Here is a 23,133-nt window from a genome sequence, read left to right as displayed (position 1 = left end):
CTTTATGTTATTGATCGTGGTAATTATAATCATAAATCTGAAGAGTCTTTTCTTGATTGCTTTCATCTTTCAGATAGGTTCGTTTTAACCGTCCTAAACTATCATATTCATAATAGGTTGTTATTCCGGAGGGATCAGTGATTTCATTTATACCTATCAAAGGTCTATATTTATAAGTTGTTACAAAGGCATAAGGAAGATTTGTACGTAATAAATCCCCCATCATTTCTAATGTTTCATCAGCTGGATTCTTTGCATTTTGTATCATCACTAACTGGTTTGTATTTAAAACATTCAGTACTTCCTCATAAGAAGCATTTTTTATTTCAGCCACAGGATATTGCCCCTCGTAACTCCAAATATAGACAATCTTTGTACCACCATCTTTTGTTATATACAAAGGATTACCTTTTGCATCATATTCGTGATATATGATACGTACTTGTCCGGTATCTGCCTTAGTACTATAATTTTCTTTCTGAGGAAGAATCAGACCATTACCATAATCTTTGTATGTGATTATTTTCTTACTAATAACACTCCCATTAATTTTCTTTTCATACTGAACAGGAGTAGTCATTCTATTAGAATTTATCAAATCAGACGCAGTACTCATCTGTTCAGGAGATAAGGCAGAAAGGTCTTCCCATGGATATAAAAATTCTTCGTTTAGTGTATTTCCCGTTCCACCGATAGAAGTTATTTTTCCTTTCAGTATTTTTTTATTTTCCCGTACTACATAGTTATATTCTGTGGTATTGGTGATTGCACCATTTGTATTATATACGGTTACAATCTCTTTTCTGGGAAAAAGACGTGCAAACTGCAATTGATAAGAATAAGAATCATAGAAACCACCAGAATAAGAATCAAAAGCACCATAAATTTTTCCCGGAAGGACCCGACACGGTTTAAAAGAATCCTTAGTAAGATCTGTCCATGTAAAGTGAGGCGACAGTTCATTCTCACAATTACAATTACAAGGACCGCTATAGTTTAAATGATTCTGTATTCCAAGTAAAACCTCAAGATTATTAAACTCATGAAATAAATGATAGTCATATTCTATTTGTTCTCTCTGTATTTTATTAAAAGAATTATTTACTTTGACGTATTTAATCTTTTCTACCAAATTAGGAGCGGATATCGTATTTAGTTGATATGGATATCGCGGATTGAAAAAGCTCTGACCTTCACCTAATGCCCATTGAGGTCGCAGTTGCCTACCATTAGGACCATAATTAGGCCCCAAAGTCCAATCCAGAGCAGAAAGTCCAGCAGCTGAAGATGTCCTGTTAGACATGGCATTCTTAACACTATTCTCATATTCATATTTATAAACTGTTTTAATATCATCATTCTGAAACTCGGTAACTTTATCATACCAAACATTGGGTTCAAATAACATATAGTTCCAGATGTAAGATTGAGAGCTAAAAGAAAGCACACGTCGAGTAACATATAGAGGAGCCTCAAAATCCGTACCCCTCCACATCGTAGATATAGTAACGGCTGCACCCTCATCCACAAAGGTATCTAAAGTTGGCTCTGCAGGAGCAATACCATATCCAGTATAATAAGAATCTATTTTTGCTTGTTCTTCATTAGTACCCATAGTATCCCCATATTTATATGTCTTAATTACTGCAGGAGCAGTTGGAGAATCTTTTGTTATCATTTGAGACAATCGTACCCCTCCACCTTCTGTTAATTGTTTATATGATATATGAGAAATCCCAGGATTCTCTTTACAAAGAGTATTTATATCTCTCCCTAGAAATTTATGTGTCTCATACTTAAACTCGGTAGTACCTCCTAATGGATATGTTACTTTTTCTAAAATATTAGCTTTTATAAAATTACCGTCAACCTTTCTTGACATCCCTCCTGCATAATAATTTATTCCACTAGTTGATGTTAAAACAATCATCTTAGGTACTAAAAGTCCCATCCCTTCTCCATTATAATATCCCCAATAATCTTGTGGTACGTAATAACCAGTACTACCATTTTCCTGAAAAAAGGAAAAACGCTGCGGATTATATTCAAAGCTATAACGACCTTCTCCCGATATGGTTAAATTATTCAATAAATCGCCTTCAGTATTATATTCCAAACAAACTTTTTTTACTAAATTTAAATTTGAGCTTACCTTTATTTCATTAAGAGTACAATTACTATTATTCATATAATTAAATTCAACAGTACCAAGAGGGAAATATATTTTTTTTATCAAAATGTTTTGAAGTGTTTTACATATCTCTCCTTCAGTACTATGACTCATTATCGGTTCTTTTTGAGACAAATCGTCATCAATCTCATAACCATGAAGATAAAAATTCATAGGTACCCATGAATGAAAATCAAACCAACTTTCAGAATGGCTCTTAAATGATCTGGATATTCGACTTTTTGCTTCCCAATCAAATAACACTATATTATTATTAGGTAATATAATCTTTTTTAATCCCCATGCAGATATATAAAGTTGTGGATTACCATTTGAATAATATGTTCTTTTTTCTAAACAGCTATCATCTCCTCCAAAAATATATGTTATACCTTTTTCATCTTTCACTATAATCTGTCGTTCGGTTGCTTCTATTTTTGCGAATGATCCATCTGTTATACCAATCCATTTATCTCCTTCTTTTTCAAGCACAAAGTTAATCTTTTCATCAGGAAGATGTATTGTAAAAATATCCACTTTTGAATCGATATTTGTATATTCCCAATCGCTGGGATAATTATCATTTAATTTAGTCAACGTACTTTTTAAATAAAGAAATTCTTGCTGAAAATTTGAGAAATCCATTTCAGCCACATCACAAGTACTCCGACGAGATGAAAAATCATTTCGCCCCATTAAAATTCTTGTAATTCTCAAAGCAGGCTGCAATATCCAGCCATACCCCATCGGATGAGGACTATCTTCTGGTTTAATACCATTTGTTGCATATTGAAAAGAGATCGGCAAAGAAAAATTTCCAATATTGATTTGATAAAATGGAATACTTATGTTTACGGTGCCTGTAGCTAAAGAAGGTTCATGATTACCATATTTCATGAATTTTTGAGACTCAGGCGTAGGTAACACTACATTTGGTATATTAGGAATATATCTTGTATCTGCCATTGGAACTGCTGAACGCAATTGAATAGAATCTAATTGAATACTATTTATAATACTATCCTTAACTTCAGCTTGGGCTTTTAAGATCATAATACTTACAAAAAAATAGAGCAATATTATTGTGGTTTTCTTCATTACTATCATTTTTTAAGAACAATATTAGATATCAATTCATTTTCCACATTAAACTGTATGATATATGCTCCCGGAAAAAGAGTAGAACAATCAATTGTTTCTCTATATAATCCCATATCCATATACTTCACAGGAATTATTTTCACGATCCCATGTACAGAGCTATACAATGTTATGCCGACATTAGCTCCTTGTTCTAACTTATATTCTATATTCAATTCTGTCGAAACAGGATTGGGCCAGAAGTTATGAGAGAAATTCTGATTAATCCAATTTGTAAGTATATTCGGAGCTTTCTCATTATTCAAACTATCCAATACTATTGTATTATCTAAATCGTCATCCAGATAATAGTGGTTTACAGGTGGATAAAAATAAGCAGCTGCAAATGTCTGTTTTTTTAAGCTATCTATAACATCAAATGCCTGAACCGTTTCAAAGACTGGATAACGATAACCTTGAACATACCAACTATATGTATCTGCTTCTATTTGTTTATGATGCTTTTCAACTTTCTTTTTTAATTGTTTCCTTAGAAATATATTACTAATATCATTCGGTCCAATATTATTCTTTATATATAAAGTATCATTTATTAATTGAGTCGTTTTAATTCTAACAACATGATTAAGTGTATCGCCAGTAGGCAATATCATTTTCCCATAAGCATCCGATTCAATACTTATATTCCCAAAAGTATTAGTCCCACTTTGTGAAGAATGTATTCCTTCAGACTCAAATTTATGCTCAATTCTTTGTTTGTAATCAAAAGGATATGTCATTAATGGAAATGGAATTGTATTGTGCATAAGGGTTATAGGATTTTCATGTCCCAAACAGAATAATGTATCATTCTTTACTTGATAATAATACATCGTAGAATGTTCTTTGCCAATAATTAAATTGTTGATATCTGAATTCTCCTTTAAAAGAGTATCACATCCCATAATATAGATACTATCATTAATAAGACAAGGAGAATGAAAACTCAATTTATATTTAGAATTAATCGTTTTAAGTTCACTGAAATTCCAGATAACATTTTCACCAGATCTTCCTGGATCCTTAAATTCAACTTGCTCTTTTATGATTTCATCTCCACTACGAATACAATTATTCTTATAGGTTATTTGACTAAAAGCCCAAAAAGTAGAAAAAAAAGAGAATGATAATAGTAATAGCAATGATTTTCCCATAGCAACAGTATTTAAGTTACAAGATAAAGTACTCCTTATCATTCAATTGTTAAAGAATATGCTTTACCATTAACAAAGATAACAAAAAACTGAGATACAGATGTAAATCGGCAAAATTATTTATACACATCTACCTCATTTTGTAGCCTTTCTTTATAAAAAAGTCATAAATAACTTCCTTTTCATAATTATTCTAATCTTTTAAATCTTAATTACCTATTTATACTGATAACCGACTATAACATTCATTATTTGTGGGTATTGTCGCCCTTTTTAATCTCATCTACCTTTGCCCCAGAAAAATTTATATAAAACATGAGAAAATTAACAAGTTTATTTATCCTCTGTTTCCTGATGTCTTTCGGCAAAACAGTTGCACAGGGAAAAGACTCTACTAAGAAAGAAGAAAAGAGTTCTTCTTACACAGAAGAATATAATAAGTTCCGTTTTGGCGGATATGGTGAAATGGTAGCAAGCTACATGGATTACGGACTCAACCGAATGACCGAAAAGGGTAGTGTGAAAGAGAACCGGGGTACAGTTGCAATCCCGCGCTTTGTACTCGCCTTTGACTATAAGTTCTCTCCCACCTGGATATTAGGTGCCGAAATCGAATTTGAATATGGAGGAACAGGAAGTGCACGCGAGATAGAATGGTACGAAGAAAACGGGGAGTATGAAGTTGAAATAGAAAAAGGAGGTGAAGTAGCACTCGAACAATTCCATATTACCAAATTGATTCATCCTGCTTTCAACATCCGCGCCGGACACATGATTGTTCCCGTTGGTCTGACTAACTCACATCACGAACCGGTTAATTTCTTTGGAGTCTATCGCCCCGAAGGAGAAACTACCATACTTCCTTCTACCTGGCACGAAACGGGTATCGCATTCTTCGGTAAAGTATATAAATTTGATTATGAGTTGCAATTAGTAGCCGGACTGGACCCCCAAAACTTCCGTAATACAAACTGGGTAGGTAAAGGACGCCAGGAAGCATTCGAAATTGACAATTTCACAAGTCCTGCATTTGTGGCACGACTCAATTACTCCGGAATACGCGGACTTCGTATCGGCGGTTCTTTCTATTATAACCAAACAGCAAAAAACAGTAGTAAACCAAGCAGAAATATAGGACATAAGTTCCCTGTAACAATTTTTACAGCAGATGCACAGTATAAGAGTCCGAAAAACACTTTCATAGCTCGTGCCAATATGGTTTATGGTAATCTCGGAGAAGCTGCCAGCCTTTCGGAAATCAATCGTAAATCACCAAAAGCGACCGGATATCCTACCACAGACGTAGCTAAAAATGCAGTAAGCTATGCAGGAGAAGCAGGCTACAACATCGGATCTTTCTTCGGTGAAAAAGCACCACGCATTTATCCGTTTGTTCGCTACGAATATTATAATCCTATGGAAAAGGCCGGTTATCTGAAAACACCGGATGCCCGCCTCAAAACCTCTATGTGGACAGTAGGACTAAACTACTATGCACTGCCCAACCTCGTAGTAAAAGCAGACTACAGCAAACGCAGAATTGGCGGTGGTAAATACAACAACGAAAATATAACCTCAATAGGTATTGCCTATGTGGGTTGGTTTGTAAAGAGATAACTTTAATAATAAACAAATAGAAAGTAAAAAGATGAAGACAAGAAATTTATTTCCAATCTTGTTAATGGGACTTACATTAACGTTCAGTGCATGTAGTGATGATGATGAAAAAAAGAAGGGTGAAACAGATACCTATGAAAATCCATTCGAAAAATACAAAGCAGAGATTGCAGCAGCCGACACAAAGATCAAGTTGAATGATGATATACTGGATCCTGCCATTGCCACTTATGTAGATGATGTAGTACTCCCCACTTATGCAATGATGCTGGAGAAAATCACAACGTTCAATACATTGGTACAAGCCATGCAGTATGGTTCATTAAGCAACAACCAGATTGCCGACATATGTGAAGCCTGGAGAGCAGCACGTATTCCATGGGAAGAGAGTGAAGCTTTCCTGTATGGACCCGCAGCCTTGAAAAAACTCGACCCGAGCCTTGATAGCTGGCCATTGGATAAAGACGGTATACAGCAGGTACTTGAAAAAGGAGATTTCTCTCATGTAGATGATGAAGTAGACGATGATGACAATGCTCCTACCAATGCAGCGCAAAACGTACGTGGTTTCCACACTGCCGAATATCTGTTGTTTGCAGATGGTAGTGCCAAAGCGGCTGATGCCTTTACAGAAAATGCAGTATTGTTCCTGAAAGTAGTAGCCAGACACATGCTGAAAGATACTAAAGAACTGTATACAGCATGGAAAGATGGCTTAGGAAGTTCCGATGCTGATGTGCCAACTGCTTATGGTGAAATGATGAAAAGACATAGCAGCACAGATCTCTATAAAACTGCTGCCGCAGCTATCGCCGATATTTTTAATACAGAAGGCGGAATGCCGGCTATTGCCAACGAAGTAGGTGAAGCTAAAATTGGTGATCCGGTTAATGAATGGAATGCCGGTAACAAAGAGGAAGCTGTACTCAAAGTAGAATCATGGTATAGCTGGAACTCATTGGATGATTATGAAAACAACATCATCAGTATCCAGAACGCCTACCTTGGCAAAAGAAACAACGATTATAGCACAGATGCTACTGCCAATAGTTTCTCCAGCGTAGTGAAAAGCCTCAACCCAAAACTGGATGAGCTTCTGAGAGCACAAATCATTACTACCCGCCGGGCTATCAGAAATATCCCTTATCCATTCCGCAGCAACCTGGATCAGAAGGCAGCTATCACAAAAGCTCAGAAAGAGTGTGCCAGCCTGGTAGACGGATTGGAACTTGCCGGTCGTAAAATAGCATCTGCAGCCGAATAAAAACAGTAACTAAAAACATCCTAAAATGAAATTGTTTGTCGATAAACACTATTTGGCAAAAGAGCAACATACATACAAAGCCTGTGCAAGGCTTTGTATGTATGTGTTATTCGGAAGTCTGTCCCTCAGCGGATGTGACAACTCTATGGATGACAAGCTCATACTCAAACCGGACGGAAGTGTAGCATTACCTGCCGAGCTATCAGCTGGATACTCTACGATCTTTGCTACCGCATCAGATGCTTACGACATCAATGCAGACTGGGTAACCGGAGAGTTGGAACACCGGTTCAACCGGGGCAATAATCTATACGACCGAACCAGAGGAACGGATAATTCTTCAGGCGGAGGATTGGGCCCTGTATATGCCGGATACTCATGTTCCAGCTGCCACAAAGGTGCCGGACGTTCAAAACCTTCAACAGCCGTGGGAGGCAGTGAGAACGGATTTTCATCCATGCTGGTTTATATCCTGAGAAAAAACGGAGGGTACTATCCCGAATATGGGCGTGTATTGCATGACCAAGCCATCTATGGCGTAAAACCAGAGGGGAGACTAAAGGTTACCTACACGGAAGAAACCTTCAACTTCCCTGACGGAGAAGAGTACAAGCTACAGACACCTCATTATGAAATTACCGATTGGTATGCCGAGAATATAGCTCCCGAAGATTTGCGTATCAGTGTACGCATCCCCCTACGCCACGTAGGCATGGGACAAATGATGGCACTGGATCTGGATGAGCTGAAACGTCTCGCAGCCAAAAGTAACTATCCGGAATATGGTATTAGCGGACGCCTTAATTATATCACCGAAAGAGGGATAAAACAGATTGGCGTATCGGGCAATAAAGCACAACATGCCGACCTGACCGTAGAACTTGGTTTTTCTTCTGACCTCGGTGTAACCAACGACCGCTATCCGGAAGAAGTATGCCAGGGACAAAGCCAGATGATGGGATTTGCCAATTATGGTATTCAGGTATCCACACAAGATATGGAAGACGTTGACCTCTACATGCAAACCCTCGGTGTACCTGCACGACGGAACGTGACAAATGAAACCGTAAAGAAGGGAGAAGAGATGTTTTATAAAGCCAAATGCCAGTTATGCCACACGCCGACACTGCATACACGCCCCCGAGGCACTGTATTGCTCAATGGTACACAGCTCCCCTGGTTAGGCAGTCAGACCATCCACCCCTACTCCGACTATCTGCTACATGACATGGGTCCCGGACTTGACGACGGTTATCCCAGCGGATTAGCCGCAGGATGCGAATGGCGCACTACTCCATTGTGGGGTATCGGCCTTCAAGAGGTCGTAAACGGACATACCTATTTCCTGCACGACGGACGTGCACGCAACCTGACAGAAGCAATCATGTGGCATGACGGTGAAGGTGCCGCATCACGTATCCTTTTCTCCAGAATGAGTAAAGAAGAACGGAGTGCATTGCTCACTTTCATTGAATCTCTCTAAAACAAAAAGACCTAATCAGACAAAAAAGCAACAAAAATGATACATCAAATAACAAAAACAACCGCCATCCTCGCGTTCAGTGCCCTTACTGCAATGCCAGCTATGGCACAAGAGAAAGAAGTAGACGACAAATATGTAGAAAATGATGTCGTATCACTTGCCGGCAAAAAAGGATTCTCATTCAGTACCAGAGCCGGAGACTTTTTACTAAAACCCTATGTGCTGGTACAAACTTCGGCACGCTTCAACCGCTACGATGACGAAGGACTCGAAAACATGTATGCTGACAACATCGCCAATACCGGCTTTGAGGTTCCCAATGCCATTTTAGGTTTCACAGGAAAAGCTTTTGGAAAGATTACCTTCAACCTTTCACTCAATGCAGCCAAAAGTGGAGGTGCGTTATTGCAGCAAGCCTGGTTTGATATCGCTTTCAAAGAATCTCTCCGCTTCCGTGTCGGTAAATTCAAAACACCGTTCACGCATGCTTATCTCTCTACACTGGGCGAGACACTCTTCCCCGTTCTTCCCCCGTCAGCCAGTACAATAGTCAACCTTCCCTACTCCCTCAACAGCGTAGGCCCTACTTTTGCTACCGGTTTTGATCTGGGTGTCGAACTTCACGGACTCATTAATAACCGCTGGAATTACCAGATAGGTATCTTCAACGGAACAGGGATCGATGTAAACACAGCCACCAAAACAATGGGACGTGACCGTAAATGGCTACCCTCACTTTTGTATGCAGGACGAATAGCATACATGCCTAAGGGTGAGATGCCTGCCACTCAGGGTGATCCGGATAATCTGCATACAGACAAGATGATGATTGGCCTTTCTACCTCATACAACGCCGAAGCCGAATCACAAAGTAGTAACGACTGGCGTGTCGGTGCAGAATTTGCCTGGATAAAAAACAGATTGTATCTGGCCGCAGAAGCCTATTATATGAATATGAACTTCACCAAACGCCAGAATATCTCCAATGACTATCACTTCTGGGGAGCTTATGTTCAGGCAGGATACTTCATCACCAATAAGTTACAGGGAGCTTTACGCTATGATCTTTTCGACCGTAATGGTACGGATATGGACGGTTTACTGAATATGCCTGCCGTAGGTATGAACTATTATTTCTGGGGATCGCACCTCAAACTGCAAGTAATGTACCAGTATATGGGACGTACCAAACACAACACACAGAATGACCGCGAAGAGGACGGACTGGGTATAGCACGTCATAGTGCCACAGCTATGTTACAATTCACATTCTAAACGACTATGAACAAAATATTCAAATATGGAATAGTTCTTCCCTGTTGTTGCCTCCTTCTGAGTGGTTGCGATGACGGGAAGATCTACCCGGACGACTCTATTGATGCGGGAAGAACTGTCACCATCCAGGTTTCCTTTACCGGTGTGCGTGCCTATCCCGACTATAACATGCTGACATTTGCAGCCTTTGGCGAAGATGCCCATGAACCGCTTCTGACGCAGCGCCTCTCCCGCCCCACCGAAGGCAGGGTAGAAGAATACACACTAATGGGGCTTCCGGAAGGGACAAAAGCCGTCGGCATTGCCCTCGTCAGCAGAGGACAGACATTGATTTATAAATACTGCTCCGTAGATATTGACACATCGGTAAAGGAAACGATTCTTCCGAAAACGACTGTCAACCTGGCCACTTATGACCGGATACAAGAACAGGTGTTCGATGCCCACTGCATCGCTTGCCATGGGAAAAGTTCGGGCCAACCGGCAGGTAATCTGTTTCTCACCGAAGGAAAAAGTTACTCAGCTCTGGTCAACGTAAAAGCCGGGGCTCCCGTAGCCAATGAGAAACCATATGTAACTCCCGGTGAACCGGATAACAGTTTTCTGATGGATATATTATCCGAGAACATATTAAGCCACAACCATACGGACATCTTCAACGGTAGTGAAACCACCGAAGTTAATAATCTCCTTAATGCCTGGATAAACAACGGCGCCAAAGAAGAATAAATTAGAAGAAAGACAAGTTATGAAATACCAACATCACTCTTTTAATGAGAAAGAGGTAGAAGTACAAATAGCTTCGTTCTCAAACGGAAACGAAGTATCCGAATACCACATTATACTACAAGGCACTCAGCCAACTCTCACTTATAAGGAGCAACTGAATAACCTGACAGATGTTTACAACTCACTACTGACGGGAGAGCTTAAAGGTGCCAGTGCCCTGTTTAAGCGTTATTTTCTCAGTGATGCTGCCAATCAGGAGGAGATGCTGTTGGCCATGGCCACCGAATATTCGAACTGTGCCCTCTCCATTGTAGAGCAATCGCCACTGAACGGCACTAAAATTGCTTTGTGGGTATATCTGCAAACGGATGTACAAAGCCGTGCCCTGCCCAACGGATTGTTTGAAGCTGTCCATGGCAATTACCGCCACTTCTGGGGAGGAAGTGCCTTTAATCGTGCAGCAAACTCCGAATATCAGACACGGTTGTTGCTCAATGACTATGTGATGCAACTCATGGAGCAAGGATGCACGTTGGCAGACCACTGCATACGTACCTGGTTCTTCGTACAGAATGTAGATGTCAATTACGCCGGAGTAGTAAAAGCCCGCAACGAAGTATTCGTTACACAAAACCTGACGGAACATACGCACTACATAGCCAGTACAGGTATTGGGGGCCGGCATGCCGACCCGAAAGTAACTGTGCAGATGGATACCTATGCAGTGGATGGTATCTCTGCCGCACAAGTACAGTATCTCTATGCTCCCACACATCTCAACCCGACTTACGAATATGGAGTTAGCTTTGAGCGGGGTACTTGTGTCAAGTACGGTGACCGTCGGCAGGTGTTCATCTCCGGCACAGCAAGTATCAACAACAAAGGAGAAGTGGTACATCCCGGAGATATCCGCCTGCAAACCCACCGGATGTGGGAGAATGTAGAAGTCCTGCTACAAGAAGCCGAATGTACATTTGACGATCTGGCACAAATGATTGTGTATTTGCGTGACACCGCAGATTACCAGATAGTGAAGCAATTGTTTGACGAACGTTTCCCCCAAATACCCAAAGTGATTTTGCTCGCACCAGTCTGCCGTCCGGGATGGCTCATTGAAATGGAGTGCATCGCCACAAAGGCAGACCGGAACGAAGCGTTCGCAAACTACTGATGAAAACTGAAAAATAATTCGCTAATATGACAACTGCCAATTAGCGAATTATTTAAAACCATACAATAACCAGGTAAACTGTATGCACAGTTATGCCAATAATCAGTCTTTATGCTGGTGGGTAGGTTTATCCTTGTGATGATCATATCCGTCCGTCAACGTTTTCATGAAAGCAACAAGAGCGGCTTCCTCTTCAGGAGTCAATCCCAGGTTACCCAATTCATCTTTATTCACCGTAGCAGGATATTCGGCTGGTGGAAATTCATCACTTACGTCACGTACATTATAGAAATGTACAATCTCTTCAAGTGTTTTGAAATACCCGTTGTGTCCGTATGGCGCTGTCAGTTCCACATTACGAAGCGTAGGTACACGAAACTTTCCGTTCTCCTCCGCCTTTCGGACAATAGCTCCCAATCCAAGGTCTATAGAGTCCGGAGTCAGCAGAAAATACTCCCGAGGAACACAGTAATGCGGGTTTTCGGGATTTTTAGGAATACCCAGATTATCATAAGTATGGTCAGTAAACAGCGTACGGCGGGCAATAACATCCCGTTCCAGAATATGGCACTCGGCACAAAGCCCTTTACTTTCAAAAAGATCAAGTCCCAGTTTCTCCTGTGCAGTAAGCGTATAGTTACCTTTCTTATATGCGTCAAACCTGGAAGAGAAAGGATTTACCTCTTTTGAAGACTGGTATGCCGCCAATGCATCGGTAATATAGGCATACAGGGAGTCTACGTTTTCCGTCTCACCATAAATGCGTATCAACTGCGGATAATAAGAGGTACGTTTCACTTTGTCTACCACCATACGCTTGTCATGATTCCCCATTTCAACAGGATTGAGGAAAGGTTCACTTGCCTGAGCCTGTAAAGAAGGCGAACGCCCGTCCCAGAACAGACCGCCTACATAAGTTTCCTCCTTTTCATCGTAATACAGATCGGGAATGAATTTTGAATAAGAGATGGTCATCGCATTGCGTTGAGAGTAAAGCCCTTTCACCGCACCTTCGGATACGGCACGGGAATCAATGTCTGCAAAACCTTTAGTCAATGTATGGCAAGTGGCACAGGACTGTCCGGCAGGTTCGGAGAGCGTAGCATCATGGAACAACCGGTTGCCAAGTAACTCTTTCTGTTTATGATAATGGGTAGGATCGTGCATGCAGGATGCCAGACTGAATACGCCCAACAGCAACACAGCATGAAGCAATGGTGTGTGTTTCATAGATGTTTTAGTTATAAATATGTCTTAATAATGGTATACAAAAATATATATTTTATCTGAACTATACAAAAGAAAGGAAATAAGAGATGGAGAAAAGGAGAGAAAAAAGAAGACAATCTAAAATGAGGTCAATCGCTTGCTGAAGGTAATTATGACAGCGTAAACAGTAAAGGCGCAGGCTGCATGTAGTAAAGGCGTTCCCTGCATGCAGCCTGCGCCTTTACTACATGCAGGGAACGTATCAACTGTACAAAAGAAATTTCGCCTCTAAAACATAAAGAAAATATGATACATATATCTAAGATGCACAAAGATGCGTTCCATTATCCGGTACACTTCTCTGCACAGAAAGCAATGCCGGAAAAATTCTACTTAATAGGTTATTTTCACTCCGGCAAAGTAACTTCTTGGCGTTGCCGGACCATAAATATAGTTAGAGTCGCGGTTTGCCCCACGGTCGAAATCTTTCTGATATGCCTGGAAAATGTTTTGCACGCCACCATTGAGTTGTAATACTGCTGCTTTATACAATTTAAAGTCGTAAGCCACTTTCATACCAAGATCTAAGAATTTGGGTGTAGTGAGAGCTACTGCAGGACGTTCGGGCATCTCCCCCATCGCTGCATTCTCAGCAGAGATAGCAGCACGCTGTACAAGCATACTGCCAGTGTACGTGCCCGACAGAGCAATACTTAACGGCTTTATTGGTGTATAGGTAGCCGTAAAGTATCCGTAAGTATTTGGGGTACGAAACATTTTCTTTTCAGCCGGAGCGTCATCGTCCCATTGATGCGGTTCGTCGTAATGACTCCGTTGCAAAGTGATACCAGCCTGCAACTGGAATTGTGCCAGGTATGCCAGCTTTCCTTCCAAAGTCAGTCCCATGACTTTTGCACCTGGTCCGTTACCGCGTGTCCGTATCAATACTCCGTCTCCACGGTCCTCATACGGTCCAAGTACGAAAACATCTCTCAGACTCGTATAAAACCCTTCGACCAGGAAATTTACTTGCCAGGCTCCAAAACGGTAATACATATCGGCAGACGCACTCAGACTCTGCGACTTCTCTTCTTTCAATCCTTTAGCGCGTTCAATCATAGACACTGTACCCCCCACATTCTCAATATGCAAATCCTCATCAAAGGCTTGCGGAGCACGAAAACCGGAAGCATAACTCAGGCGGAAGTTAATATCCTTCGTCGGATTAAAACGCAGATTGGCACGCGGACTGAAAATGACATGATTCACCAGATTATGCTTATCCAGACGACCTCCAAGAAGAATCCCCCACTTATCATTCTTCCATTCGTTCTGGAGAAAGCCACTGTAAATATTCACCGTCTGTTCCGTCTGGCGATTGTATCCCCACATATTGTCTTTCAGACGGTCACGGTTGTATTCCAGTCCGGCAGTGAGATCGGCAGGCATAAAGAGGCAACGCCCAAAGCTGTACATATACTGTGTACCCCCCATAGCCGTAAGGTCAGTAGTTTTGCCATAGGCATTCAGGTCTTGCCCGCCGCCATAATAACTGTCACGATCTGTATTCAAAGCCGAAGCAAAAAGGCTCAGACGATGCTTCTCATTGGGCGAGAAGTAATCGAACTTCAGACTACCGCCATCAATAGCATGTTCCAATTGTTCGGCTATATTGGCTTCGTGAGGCGGACGATTCAGCATATCCCCTCCCCGGCGGAACTCCTGCAAATGATGATACTCAAAAGTCAGCTTAGAGTAAGTACTCGTTTTGAAATAAGAACGGAAACCTACTGTCTGGTTCTTTAGTTTGGGCAACTCCGTGTAGCCGTCTCCATCGTAATCATACCCCGAACGATGGCGGTTCTGACCGAAAATATAAACTCCTGCGCGATGATCGTCCGTCACCAGAGAGACATTTAAAGAGGTATTATTATCGAAAGAGTTACCACCTCCAAATCCGGTAATGGTATGAGACAACTGGCCGGAGTTGCGCAGTGGTTCTTTAGTAATAATGTTTATTGTTCCGGCTATTGCAGACGATCCGAACAAAGCCGAACCACCTCCGCGCATTACTTCTACCCGTTCAATCATACTGGCAGGAATCTGCTCCAGCCCATACACCCCCGAAAGAGCACTGAACACCGGACGAGAATCTATTAGGATCTGTGTATACGGCCCGTCCAGCCCATTGATACGTACCTGCTGAAAGCCACAGTTCTGGCAGTTGGTTTCCACCCGCACACCCGGCTGAAAGTTTAACCCTTGCGAGAGAGTACTGGAGTTGGTAGATTCAAACAGTTTCAGATCGACCACATTGACCAATGTAGGTGCCATACGACGGGTTGTTTCGTTACGATTGGCAGAGACAACTACTCCATCAAGGGCAATAGCGTCTTCTTCCAATTCGAAATTCTCTTCCAGCGTCTTGCCCTTTTTCAAGGTTACGTCGCGGGTCAGGGTTTTGTATCCCACAGAACTGACTTCCATCCTGAAATTGCCTTCGGGAAGATTCTTCAGAAAATAGTGTCCCGTAGCATCTGTTACCGTACCTATGGTAGTCCCTTTAAGGGCAATCGTAATATATGGTAAGTGCTCGCCACTATTCTTATCAAGTACATGCCCGATGATATTGGCGTCAGATTTCTTCAACTCAGGGAATTCAGGATGTTCAGGTTGTGTGGCCATTGCTGAGAAAAAAGCATAGCACAGGCCAACGAGAATAAAGATATATTTTTTCATTTTCGTTTGTAGTCAGTAGTAACCACCTGGCAATGACAAAGGATGGAGACAGAACAATTGTACAGTCCTTTCCCCAACCACCATCCGGTAGTTACTTATTATTAATAGATGATTAAAAAAGAGGTTCTTTCGCGTTGAGGCGGAAAGAGTTTACGATAGATAAGGCGAAGGAGGCGCCCTCAATGACACCACTCCTGCACAAGAAGCATGACGGCCTATACGTTGGGGACACCATAGAAGCGTACACAACAATGCCGTAAATGCTGCAAAGACCGGGATAATACCCGCATCTGTAGTTTGAACGTGGGTTAAGAAGTGAATTAGCTGGAACTCAACACTCGTGTGTTCATGTTTTGTTCCTTTCTTAAAGGGGTGTGAATGAACGATTGTCACCCCGTTCACCACGTGCGAGTGGGTGAACAGCGTAATACCTGCCATGTACGAAATAAACAGTACAGGGAGGAACCACTTGAGAATAGATAGGTACAATCGTTTCATCTAAGTTTGTTTTCGGCAAAGATAAGGGGAATAATTATATCAGACAATCCCCATTAATGATGATTTGTCAACAAATACCGACTAACAGGCAGAAAAGCCTGGTTTTTCACTATTATTAGGTATTTCATATCTCAAAGAAGCTCCTCATCTTTACAGTGAAATAGTAATAACACTCAGCCTGATGCAAAAGTTGCCAATGTGCTGATGTACCAATTGGCTGCGCTGTTTTATCGCAAGACATTGGTATATTGACATATTATTACAATGAAGAGGTTCCAAGGGTCCCCCTAAACAGTATCATTACGTTTATCCGGTATCGTACTTTGTTTTTCTCAGAAAGGAATGTTCCTTTTCTCGACATGTATTACTGTTTTACATGTACATGTCGTGCTGTTCCACATGCACATGTCGTACCGTTCCACATGTACATGTCGTACTGCTTTACATGTACATCTAAAACAATCTTACACACCGAGACTTCATACGTTCCTCTATGAGACACTTTGCGAGAATTTGCGCTCACCTGTGTTTCAATGTACTATCGCCTGTCGTACCTCCCCGGCCGGGAAGGCCCTATGAAAACTTTTCATGCGTTTCTCAACGGATATTAACAGATTAACAGTACATTTGTCGTATCATATTTATTTAATAATAAAACTACAATGAGAACGAAAGACTGGAAAGCGATAAATACCCCCAGGATACTTGTGATAGGAGAAGATTCAAACTTGCAGTGGTCGGAAACCGTAGCAAAGTACGCTATGTTTGCCGATTATTATTTTCGCGGATTTCCGGAAGATCACGGAGAGCGCAGTAGAAACGTGGAGTCACGCAATCTCTTCAACTATGTAATGAGACTCACCGATCATCAGTTAACTCCCGAAGATGTGTACATCACCAATTTGTGCAACGATGATGTAGAACCGGCTCCCAAAGGAAAAAGAACTTTCATACCCGAAGAAAAAGCACAAAAAGGCATCGAACACATCAAATGGATTTTATCGGAGAATCCTTCCATAAAATGTATACTGGCAATGTCTTTGCAAACAAATTACTGGCTTCAGCAACTCGGTTTCTACGAAGGGGATGCCGATTTTTTACGGGCTGCCGAACCCAGACGCAACGGAAAAGAAAGCCTGTCGCCTTTCTATCAGCCGGTAGACGGTAAAGCATTTACCATGATCTGCGGTAAAGCTTATGACGCTACGGACTTCCCGGTAAAAGTATTCCCTGTGCTTCCTGCAAAAGACTATCCCTTGTCCGATCAGAATCTGGATCGTTATGCAAAAGCTCTGGACCAGGTAGTTAATTACTTTAGAACGAATAAGATATTTTAAACTCCGGAGCTTTTTATTCGTTTCCGGAGATAAAACGTTTTAAATCACTCTTATTGAAGACCCATTCGGGGGTATAGAGTTTGCCGGTAGTTTCGGATGAAAGTTCGTACCACGGAGAGAGTGAACGATTTTGAGGATTAACCAATAAATGTATCTGCTGCGCAGGCATATAGCTTTGTGCCAGCAGATATACTTTTTTCCGGGTTTGCGGATTCACCGCCACATCCATCACAATAACAGCATGCCCGGGAGAACCGCCTTGTATAAATACATCACCGGGAGACAAAGAGGCATAAGGAACAACAACAAGCTCTTTTGACAAGGAAGCCGTACCGGCATACATAAATACTATATCCAGATATTTGCGGAAAGTCTTATAAGAATAATCGGGAGCAGTTGCGGCATACCACTGTACCTTGTTTCCGTTTACTTTAATACGATTACCCTCTGCCCACTTTTTATATTCGGCAGGGAAACCACTGGTGAAGTTAAACTTTATCTCATCATATCGTTTCTGTGCCCACAAATATTCAGCACGCAATCGTATCACAGCGTCAGCACACTGCTGCAAGTCACGATTACCGATCTCCATATCGATCACAGCGTAAGCCGCAGCCTGGTTCCGCTTCACCTGCCCGTTGTAAAGCAACACTTTACTCCCTGCCGGTAATAAAGACAGTGTCCGCAAATATGCTGTAAACGAATGGAGATCACAGGCTTCACGAACATATCCCGCAGGAGGTGTCACACGCCTTTCAATACTTTGCCCGGATACGGACAAAGCAGAAAGCGTAAACACAATGCTTATAAGAAAAAGCGTCTTCATTAATATACAACCGTTGATATAATCTGTATAAAGAGAATAAGAAATACCATTGCAATCGGATAAACCGTAGCATAAGCCACACTTGGGATATTACTGTCTACCATTGAGTCGGCAGCAGCAAGCCCCGGTGTACTGGTCATGCCTCCGGTTATGGTTCCCAATAAGTCGAGTACATTAATTTTGAAAACCAGCCTGCCTACGAGTACGGCTACCAGCATAGGCACTATTGTAATAGCTGCCCCTACCCCGAACATCAGCAATCCGCTCTCCTGGAAAGTAGCTACAAGAGTCTTTCCGGCAGAGGTACCGACTTCAGCAAGAAAGAGCAACAACCCTAATTGGCGCAATAACTGATTGGCAGGTCCGGACATTGACCAAAGGATTGGTCCGGTTTTACCTACTGCACTAAGCACCAGAGCCACTATCAGTACACCACCCGTCAATCCCGGAGAGAAAGACAATCCACCGGGGAAGGATATATTGAGCTTTCCAAATAATACGCCAAGTACGATCCCCATCGCAATAGGAAAGAAATCGGTATCCGACAGCTTTTTGGCATCATTGCCCAACAAACGCGCCACTCCCTGTATACCTTCTTTCTCGCCTACCACCATTAACTTATCACCAAACTTCAGCGCAAGATCCGGTGACGGAGAAAGATCAATACCACTTCGGCGAACACGGGTCACCGTACAACCAAAGTTGCGTTGCAGATTTAAGTCGCCCAACTGTTTGTTTATCATATCTTTCTTAGTGAGCAGCAACGACTCAATCTCCTGAGTCTTATCCAATGGGAGTTCACCCTCTTCACGCTTACCAATCAACACGGCAAGCTGATTCAAAGACTCATCACTCCCCACAGCCTGAATATAATCTCCTTCACGAAGCACCGTGTGGGCAGTAGGGATCGAAATTTCTTCGTCGTGCTTCAGCCGGGAAATAACAGCTCCGGTCATTGCACGGGCATTGATTTGCATCAGGCTACGGCCGAACACACTTGGATTGGTGACGCGATAAATACAGGTTCCCAATTCAGGAAATTGTCCGCGACGTTCTATTTCGAGACGGCGTGCCTCCTGGTCGAGGTTCACCCGCATGATCTTAGGAAGCAGTTTCACAAACAAGATAACTCCGATAACACCGAACGGATAAGCAATACCATAAGCAATGGAGGCCATCGGAGAATTTGTACTGTCAATAGCTACAGCAAGTCCCGGAGTACTGGTCAGTGCACCGGCAATCAGTCCCACAACACTCGGGGTATCAATATCAAAAGCATACTTCAGCCCTACAGCCGTAAGCGAAGCCGAACAGATAATGAGCATCGTAATAAGAATCAGGGTCTTTCCTTTGCTTCGGAAAGAATCAAAAAATCCGGGACCGGCCTGGATACCAATCGTAAATATAAAAAGTACCAATCCGAAGTTACCCAACTCTTTGGGGATAATTACACCAAAATGTCCGAAAAGTAAAGCAATAAAAATGACCGCCGATACATCGAGCGATAGCCCCTTGATCTTGATTCTTCCCAACATGAAGCCTAAAGCAACAATCAGAAAAAGTGCAAAATAAGAGGAGTTCAATAAATCAGTAAGCATAGGTTTTAAAGGGTTTGTTAGTTTAGGGCGGCAAAGGTACGTAAAAAAGCCTCAATCAACAAGTTTCTTCGTCGCAGGTGGCACCTTCACACTCAAACTCAAGCGTAATATGATGAATGCCCGCATCCTCTAATACACGCCTGATGAGATGCTTAGCTTCCTCCATATGATTCATTTCATCCAATACAATATGTACAGTCAATGCAGTTTCAGTGGTACTCAACGCCCAGATATGAAGATGATGATACCCCACAACGCCGGGTTGTGAAAGTATAAGCTGTTCTATTTTCTCCGTATCTATTCCTACAGGTACTCCATCCAATGAAAGCCGAAGACTGTCATGCAACACCCCCCAGGTAGATATAACGATAATAACTGCGATAACCAGCCCGATAACCGGATCGACAATGGTCCAGCCGGTATACATGATGATAATACCCGAAATCACTACTCCTACAGAGACCAGCGTATCAGCAGCCATATGCAGATATGCTCCCTTTACATTCAGATCTTTCTCTTTATCTTTCATGAAAAGCCAGGCAGTGACAGCGTTTATTACAACGCCTGCCCCGGCTGTCCAGGCAATAGCAGCACCCTCTACAGGAGTAGGATGAAGTAGCTTGCCTATACTTTCGGTAATAATGATACCTACAGCAACCAATAGAATTACAGCATTGAGCAGAGAAACCAATACCGTACTCTTTTTATAACCATACGTATAGCGACTATTAGGATGTACTTTTGCCAAACGAAAAGCAAGCATAGCGAGCACAAGGCTCGCTACATCTCCCAAGTTGTGTCCGGCATCGGAAAGCAAACCCAAAGAATCATAATAAAAACCGATGCCGAACTCAACAAGGACAAAAAGTATATTGAGCGTAATCCCTATAATGAACGATTTATTGAGCGACGATAACTGATGTACGTGCTCATGCGAATGATGTTCGTGATTGTGTACCATTACTGTATTCTATTTTAGCCTGTTATGAAAACAGCACTTCATTCAAAATGAAAACATTTCATATCCCGAATTGGTTCAGGTATGAACCGAAACTTATCCAAAAGAAATTCTCTTCTCTCTTTTGTCTACTGTTTTTTTGATTACCTTTGCCGCCGAAATAGCGCTTTTTCATCTTGAAACAATCGATATTTAGCCGGAATTAAACTAAAATCTAAGAACTGTGTTATAGACATCAGGGACCTAACTCTCTTTGCAGAGAAACAATTGTGTTATTTTAGATTTAAAGATTTAATAAGGAGAAAATATTTATGTTATCAGGAGAACAAGTGGAAGAAACTTCCAACACAGACAGTTGCCAGGCAACCGCAACATCTCAAGAGGCAATACAAACTGTTACCACCTATACCACCGGCACAGTAGCTACAACACCTGTACGCAGAACATTTGAAGAACAAAAACCATTCATCTTCGGAATTGTAGGTTTCGCGGTATTGTACATTATTACACTTATCATAACCCGGATTGTAAAGAATCAATTAGCACGTTAAAACACCCCCATGGATATCCATCAAGAATTAAAAGAGCTTTCTAAATTCCTGTCGGAGTACTCTACCAGCCTTATGGCTGTAGGAGTACAAACTTCACGTATTGTACGCAACACCGCGCGTATAGCCGAATCATTCGGGTTCCTCTGCGATATGACGATCTTTCAGAAAACGATCATTATGACATTGCGTGACGCCGACAATTCACATTCATACAGTACTGTGAACAAAATAAAGCCTATGGGATTGAACTTTGCCATCAATTCAAAGCTTAGTACCCTTAGCTGGCAAGCTTATGATGAACGACTCTCATTGCCGGAATTGCAACGCCGTTATCTGGACATTGTCAGCAAGCCACGCGAGAGCAAATGGCTGGTACTAATCCTTGTTGCATTTGCCAATGCATCCTTTTGCCGCTTGTTTCAGGGAGACTTTACTTCGATGGGAATTGTATTTGCAGCCACTCTGGTAGGTTTCTTTGTCCGTACCCTACTGATGGAACATCACTGGAACCATCTGGCGGTATTTATAATCTCCGCTTTCGTGGCTTCAATGATTGGCAGTACAGGCTATCTGATGCATTGGGGCAATACTCCCGATATGGCACTGGGTACAAGTGTTCTCTACCTTATTCCGGGGGTGCCATTGATTAACTCCATCATGGACATTATCGACGGGCATGTATTGGCAGGGACTTCGAGATTTATCAACGCTTGTCTGCTTATCATTTGTATAGCGATAGGTCTGTCAATGACTCTTTTATTAACCGGAATCAGCGCCTTATGACAGCACAGTTTATCACAGAGATCATACAAGATGGGGCCTTTGCCGCTATTGCTGCTATCGGGTTTGCCATTATATCCAATCCACCCCGTAAAGCCATATTAATATCCGCTTTACTGGCCGCCATAGGTCACGGATTGCGTTATTTCCTTATGCACACCGCTATGCCTTTGGAGATTGCAACGGCTTCGTTCTTCGCCGCCTTCTCTATCGGTCTGCTGGCTATCCCGTTTGCAAAAGCCATTCATTGCCCGGCAGAAGTTTTTTCGTTCCCATCTTTACTCCCTATGATTCCGGGAATGTTTGCTTATAAGAGTATTCTTGCATTAACTCAATTCATGCAAACAAAAGATGACACCGCTTCATTAAAATACCTGGTGGAGTTTTGCCACAACGGAGCTACCACTATCTTCGTGCTTTTTGCCCTGGTAGTAGGTGCAGCCATACCGGTATTTATCTTCCATCGCCAATCATTCACAGCAACCCGTTTGCTGAAGAAACTAGTGAAGAAATAAACATAATAAAACAAACCACCGGAATGATTCACTAACAATGTCATTCCGATGGCTGTCCCCTTTAAACACCTTTAAACAAAATGAAAAAAATATGCCTCAACTAACTAAACTAACTAACC

At 41.8% G+C, this 23,133-nt stretch carries 18 protein-coding genes; 10 read left to right on the top strand and 8 right to left on the bottom strand.

Translation table 11 applies throughout. The features are described 5' to 3' along the window. Positions 1-7 precede the first annotated feature (7 nt). Together K8P02_RS06260 and K8P02_RS06255 are read right to left on the bottom strand one after the other, a co-directional pair. Positions 8-3,268: a hypothetical protein gene (locus tag K8P02_RS06260; RefSeq protein ID WP_195349610.1), complete on the bottom strand. Its 3,261-nt coding sequence runs from the start codon at positions 3,266-3,268 to the stop codon at positions 8-10. 5 nt (positions 3,269-3,273) lie between these two features. Then, positions 3,274-4,464, bottom strand: a complete 1,191-nt coding sequence (locus tag K8P02_RS06255) for a T9SS type A sorting domain-containing protein (protein WP_223382125.1) — start codon at positions 4,462-4,464, stop codon at positions 3,274-3,276. 315 nt (positions 4,465-4,779) lie between these two features. Between K8P02_RS06255 and K8P02_RS06250 the strand changes: the two genes are divergently transcribed. The 6 genes from K8P02_RS06250 (at position 4,780) to K8P02_RS06225 (ending at position 12,003) form a co-directional block, all read left to right on the top strand. Further along, positions 4,780-6,081 carry a porin gene (locus K8P02_RS06250; RefSeq protein ID WP_025867139.1) on the top strand — a complete coding sequence of 434 codons (1,302 nt, stop codon included), beginning with the start codon at positions 4,780-4,782 and terminating at the stop codon, positions 6,079-6,081. A gap of 31 nt (positions 6,082-6,112) precedes the next feature. Further along, complete coding sequence (locus K8P02_RS06245) at positions 6,113-7,345, top strand: imelysin family protein (RefSeq protein WP_025867138.1); 1,233 nt, start codon at positions 6,113-6,115, stop codon at positions 7,343-7,345. A 97-nt stretch (positions 7,346-7,442) separates the two neighbouring features. Next, on the top strand, positions 7,443-8,828 hold the full coding sequence (locus tag K8P02_RS06240; protein WP_122201606.1) for a di-heme oxidoredictase family protein: 1,386 nt from the start codon (positions 7,443-7,445) through the stop codon (positions 8,826-8,828). Positions 8,829-8,921: 93 nt separating this feature from the next. Next, a complete protein-coding gene (locus K8P02_RS06235) occupies positions 8,922-10,103 on the top strand; it encodes a porin (RefSeq protein ID WP_044095220.1) in 1,182 nt (393 codons plus the stop codon). A gap of 6 nt (positions 10,104-10,109) precedes the next feature. Next, positions 10,110-10,832 (top strand): hypothetical protein, encoded by a 723-nt coding sequence (locus tag K8P02_RS06230; protein ID WP_025867137.1) that lies wholly within the window; start codon positions 10,110-10,112, stop codon positions 10,830-10,832. A gap of 19 nt (positions 10,833-10,851) precedes the next feature. Next, positions 10,852-12,003 carry a Rid family hydrolase gene (locus K8P02_RS06225; protein ID WP_025867136.1) on the top strand — a complete coding sequence of 384 codons (1,152 nt, stop codon included), beginning with the start codon at positions 10,852-10,854 and terminating at the stop codon, positions 12,001-12,003. Positions 12,004-12,105: 102 nt separating this feature from the next. Here the strand turns inward: K8P02_RS06225 and K8P02_RS06220 are convergent, their stop codons facing one another. From K8P02_RS06220 to K8P02_RS06210, 3 genes are all read right to left on the bottom strand, one after another. Further along, a complete protein-coding gene (locus K8P02_RS06220) occupies positions 12,106-13,233 on the bottom strand; it encodes a cytochrome-c peroxidase (RefSeq protein WP_025867135.1) in 1,128 nt (375 codons plus the stop codon). A 372-nt stretch (positions 13,234-13,605) separates the two neighbouring features. Then, entirely contained in the window at positions 13,606-15,897 is a 2,292-nt protein-coding gene (locus tag K8P02_RS06215; protein WP_394373212.1) for a TonB-dependent receptor, read from the bottom strand. Between the two features lie 204 nt (positions 15,898-16,101). Continuing rightward, positions 16,102-16,449 carry a hypothetical protein gene (locus tag K8P02_RS06210; RefSeq protein WP_081768123.1) on the bottom strand — a complete coding sequence of 116 codons (348 nt, stop codon included), beginning with the start codon at positions 16,447-16,449 and terminating at the stop codon, positions 16,102-16,104. Between the two features lie 662 nt (positions 16,450-17,111). Between K8P02_RS06210 and K8P02_RS06205 the strand changes: the two genes are divergently transcribed. Beyond that, a complete protein-coding gene (locus K8P02_RS06205) occupies positions 17,112-17,786 on the top strand; it encodes a hypothetical protein (protein WP_002559804.1) in 675 nt (224 codons plus the stop codon). A 13-nt stretch (positions 17,787-17,799) separates the two neighbouring features. Here the strand turns inward: K8P02_RS06205 and K8P02_RS06200 are convergent, their stop codons facing one another. From K8P02_RS06200 to K8P02_RS06190, 3 genes are read right to left on the bottom strand one after another with little or no spacing between them, the layout of a single operon-like run. Next, positions 17,800-18,612: a DUF4846 domain-containing protein gene (locus K8P02_RS06200; protein ID WP_025867134.1), complete on the bottom strand. Its 813-nt coding sequence runs from the start codon at positions 18,610-18,612 to the stop codon at positions 17,800-17,802. After that, positions 18,612-20,210 (bottom strand): aspartate:alanine exchanger family transporter, encoded by a 1,599-nt coding sequence (locus K8P02_RS06195; RefSeq protein ID WP_002559802.1) that lies wholly within the window; start codon positions 20,208-20,210, stop codon positions 18,612-18,614. Before K8P02_RS06195 ends, K8P02_RS06200 begins: the two co-directional genes overlap by 1 nt. A gap of 55 nt (positions 20,211-20,265) precedes the next feature. Beyond that, positions 20,266-21,171 (bottom strand): cation diffusion facilitator family transporter, encoded by a 906-nt coding sequence (locus K8P02_RS06190; protein WP_025867133.1) that lies wholly within the window; start codon positions 21,169-21,171, stop codon positions 20,266-20,268. Between the two features lie 308 nt (positions 21,172-21,479). Between K8P02_RS06190 and K8P02_RS06185 the strand changes: the two genes are divergently transcribed. Genes K8P02_RS06185 through K8P02_RS06175 form a run of 3 tightly spaced genes read left to right on the top strand, consistent with a single transcriptional unit; the run spans position 21,480 to position 23,014 of the window. Then, positions 21,480-21,719, top strand: a complete 240-nt coding sequence (locus K8P02_RS06185) for a hypothetical protein (RefSeq protein WP_025867132.1) — start codon at positions 21,480-21,482, stop codon at positions 21,717-21,719. A 9-nt stretch (positions 21,720-21,728) separates the two neighbouring features. Further along, a complete protein-coding gene (locus K8P02_RS06180; protein ID WP_195348755.1) occupies positions 21,729-22,502 on the top strand; it encodes a threonine/serine exporter family protein in 774 nt (257 codons plus the stop codon). Next, positions 22,499-23,014, top strand: a complete 516-nt coding sequence (locus tag K8P02_RS06175) for a threonine/serine exporter family protein (protein WP_025867131.1) — start codon at positions 22,499-22,501, stop codon at positions 23,012-23,014. Before K8P02_RS06180 ends, K8P02_RS06175 begins: the two co-directional genes overlap by 4 nt. The last annotated feature ends 119 nt before the right edge of the window (positions 23,015-23,133 follow it).

It is taken from the genome of Bacteroides nordii (assembly GCF_019930665.1).
In the GTDB taxonomy this organism is placed as follows: domain Bacteria; phylum Bacteroidota; class Bacteroidia; order Bacteroidales; family Bacteroidaceae; genus Bacteroides; species Bacteroides nordii.
Note: the sequence above shows the minus strand (reverse complement) of the source record. Positions and strands in the feature narration are given on the sequence as shown.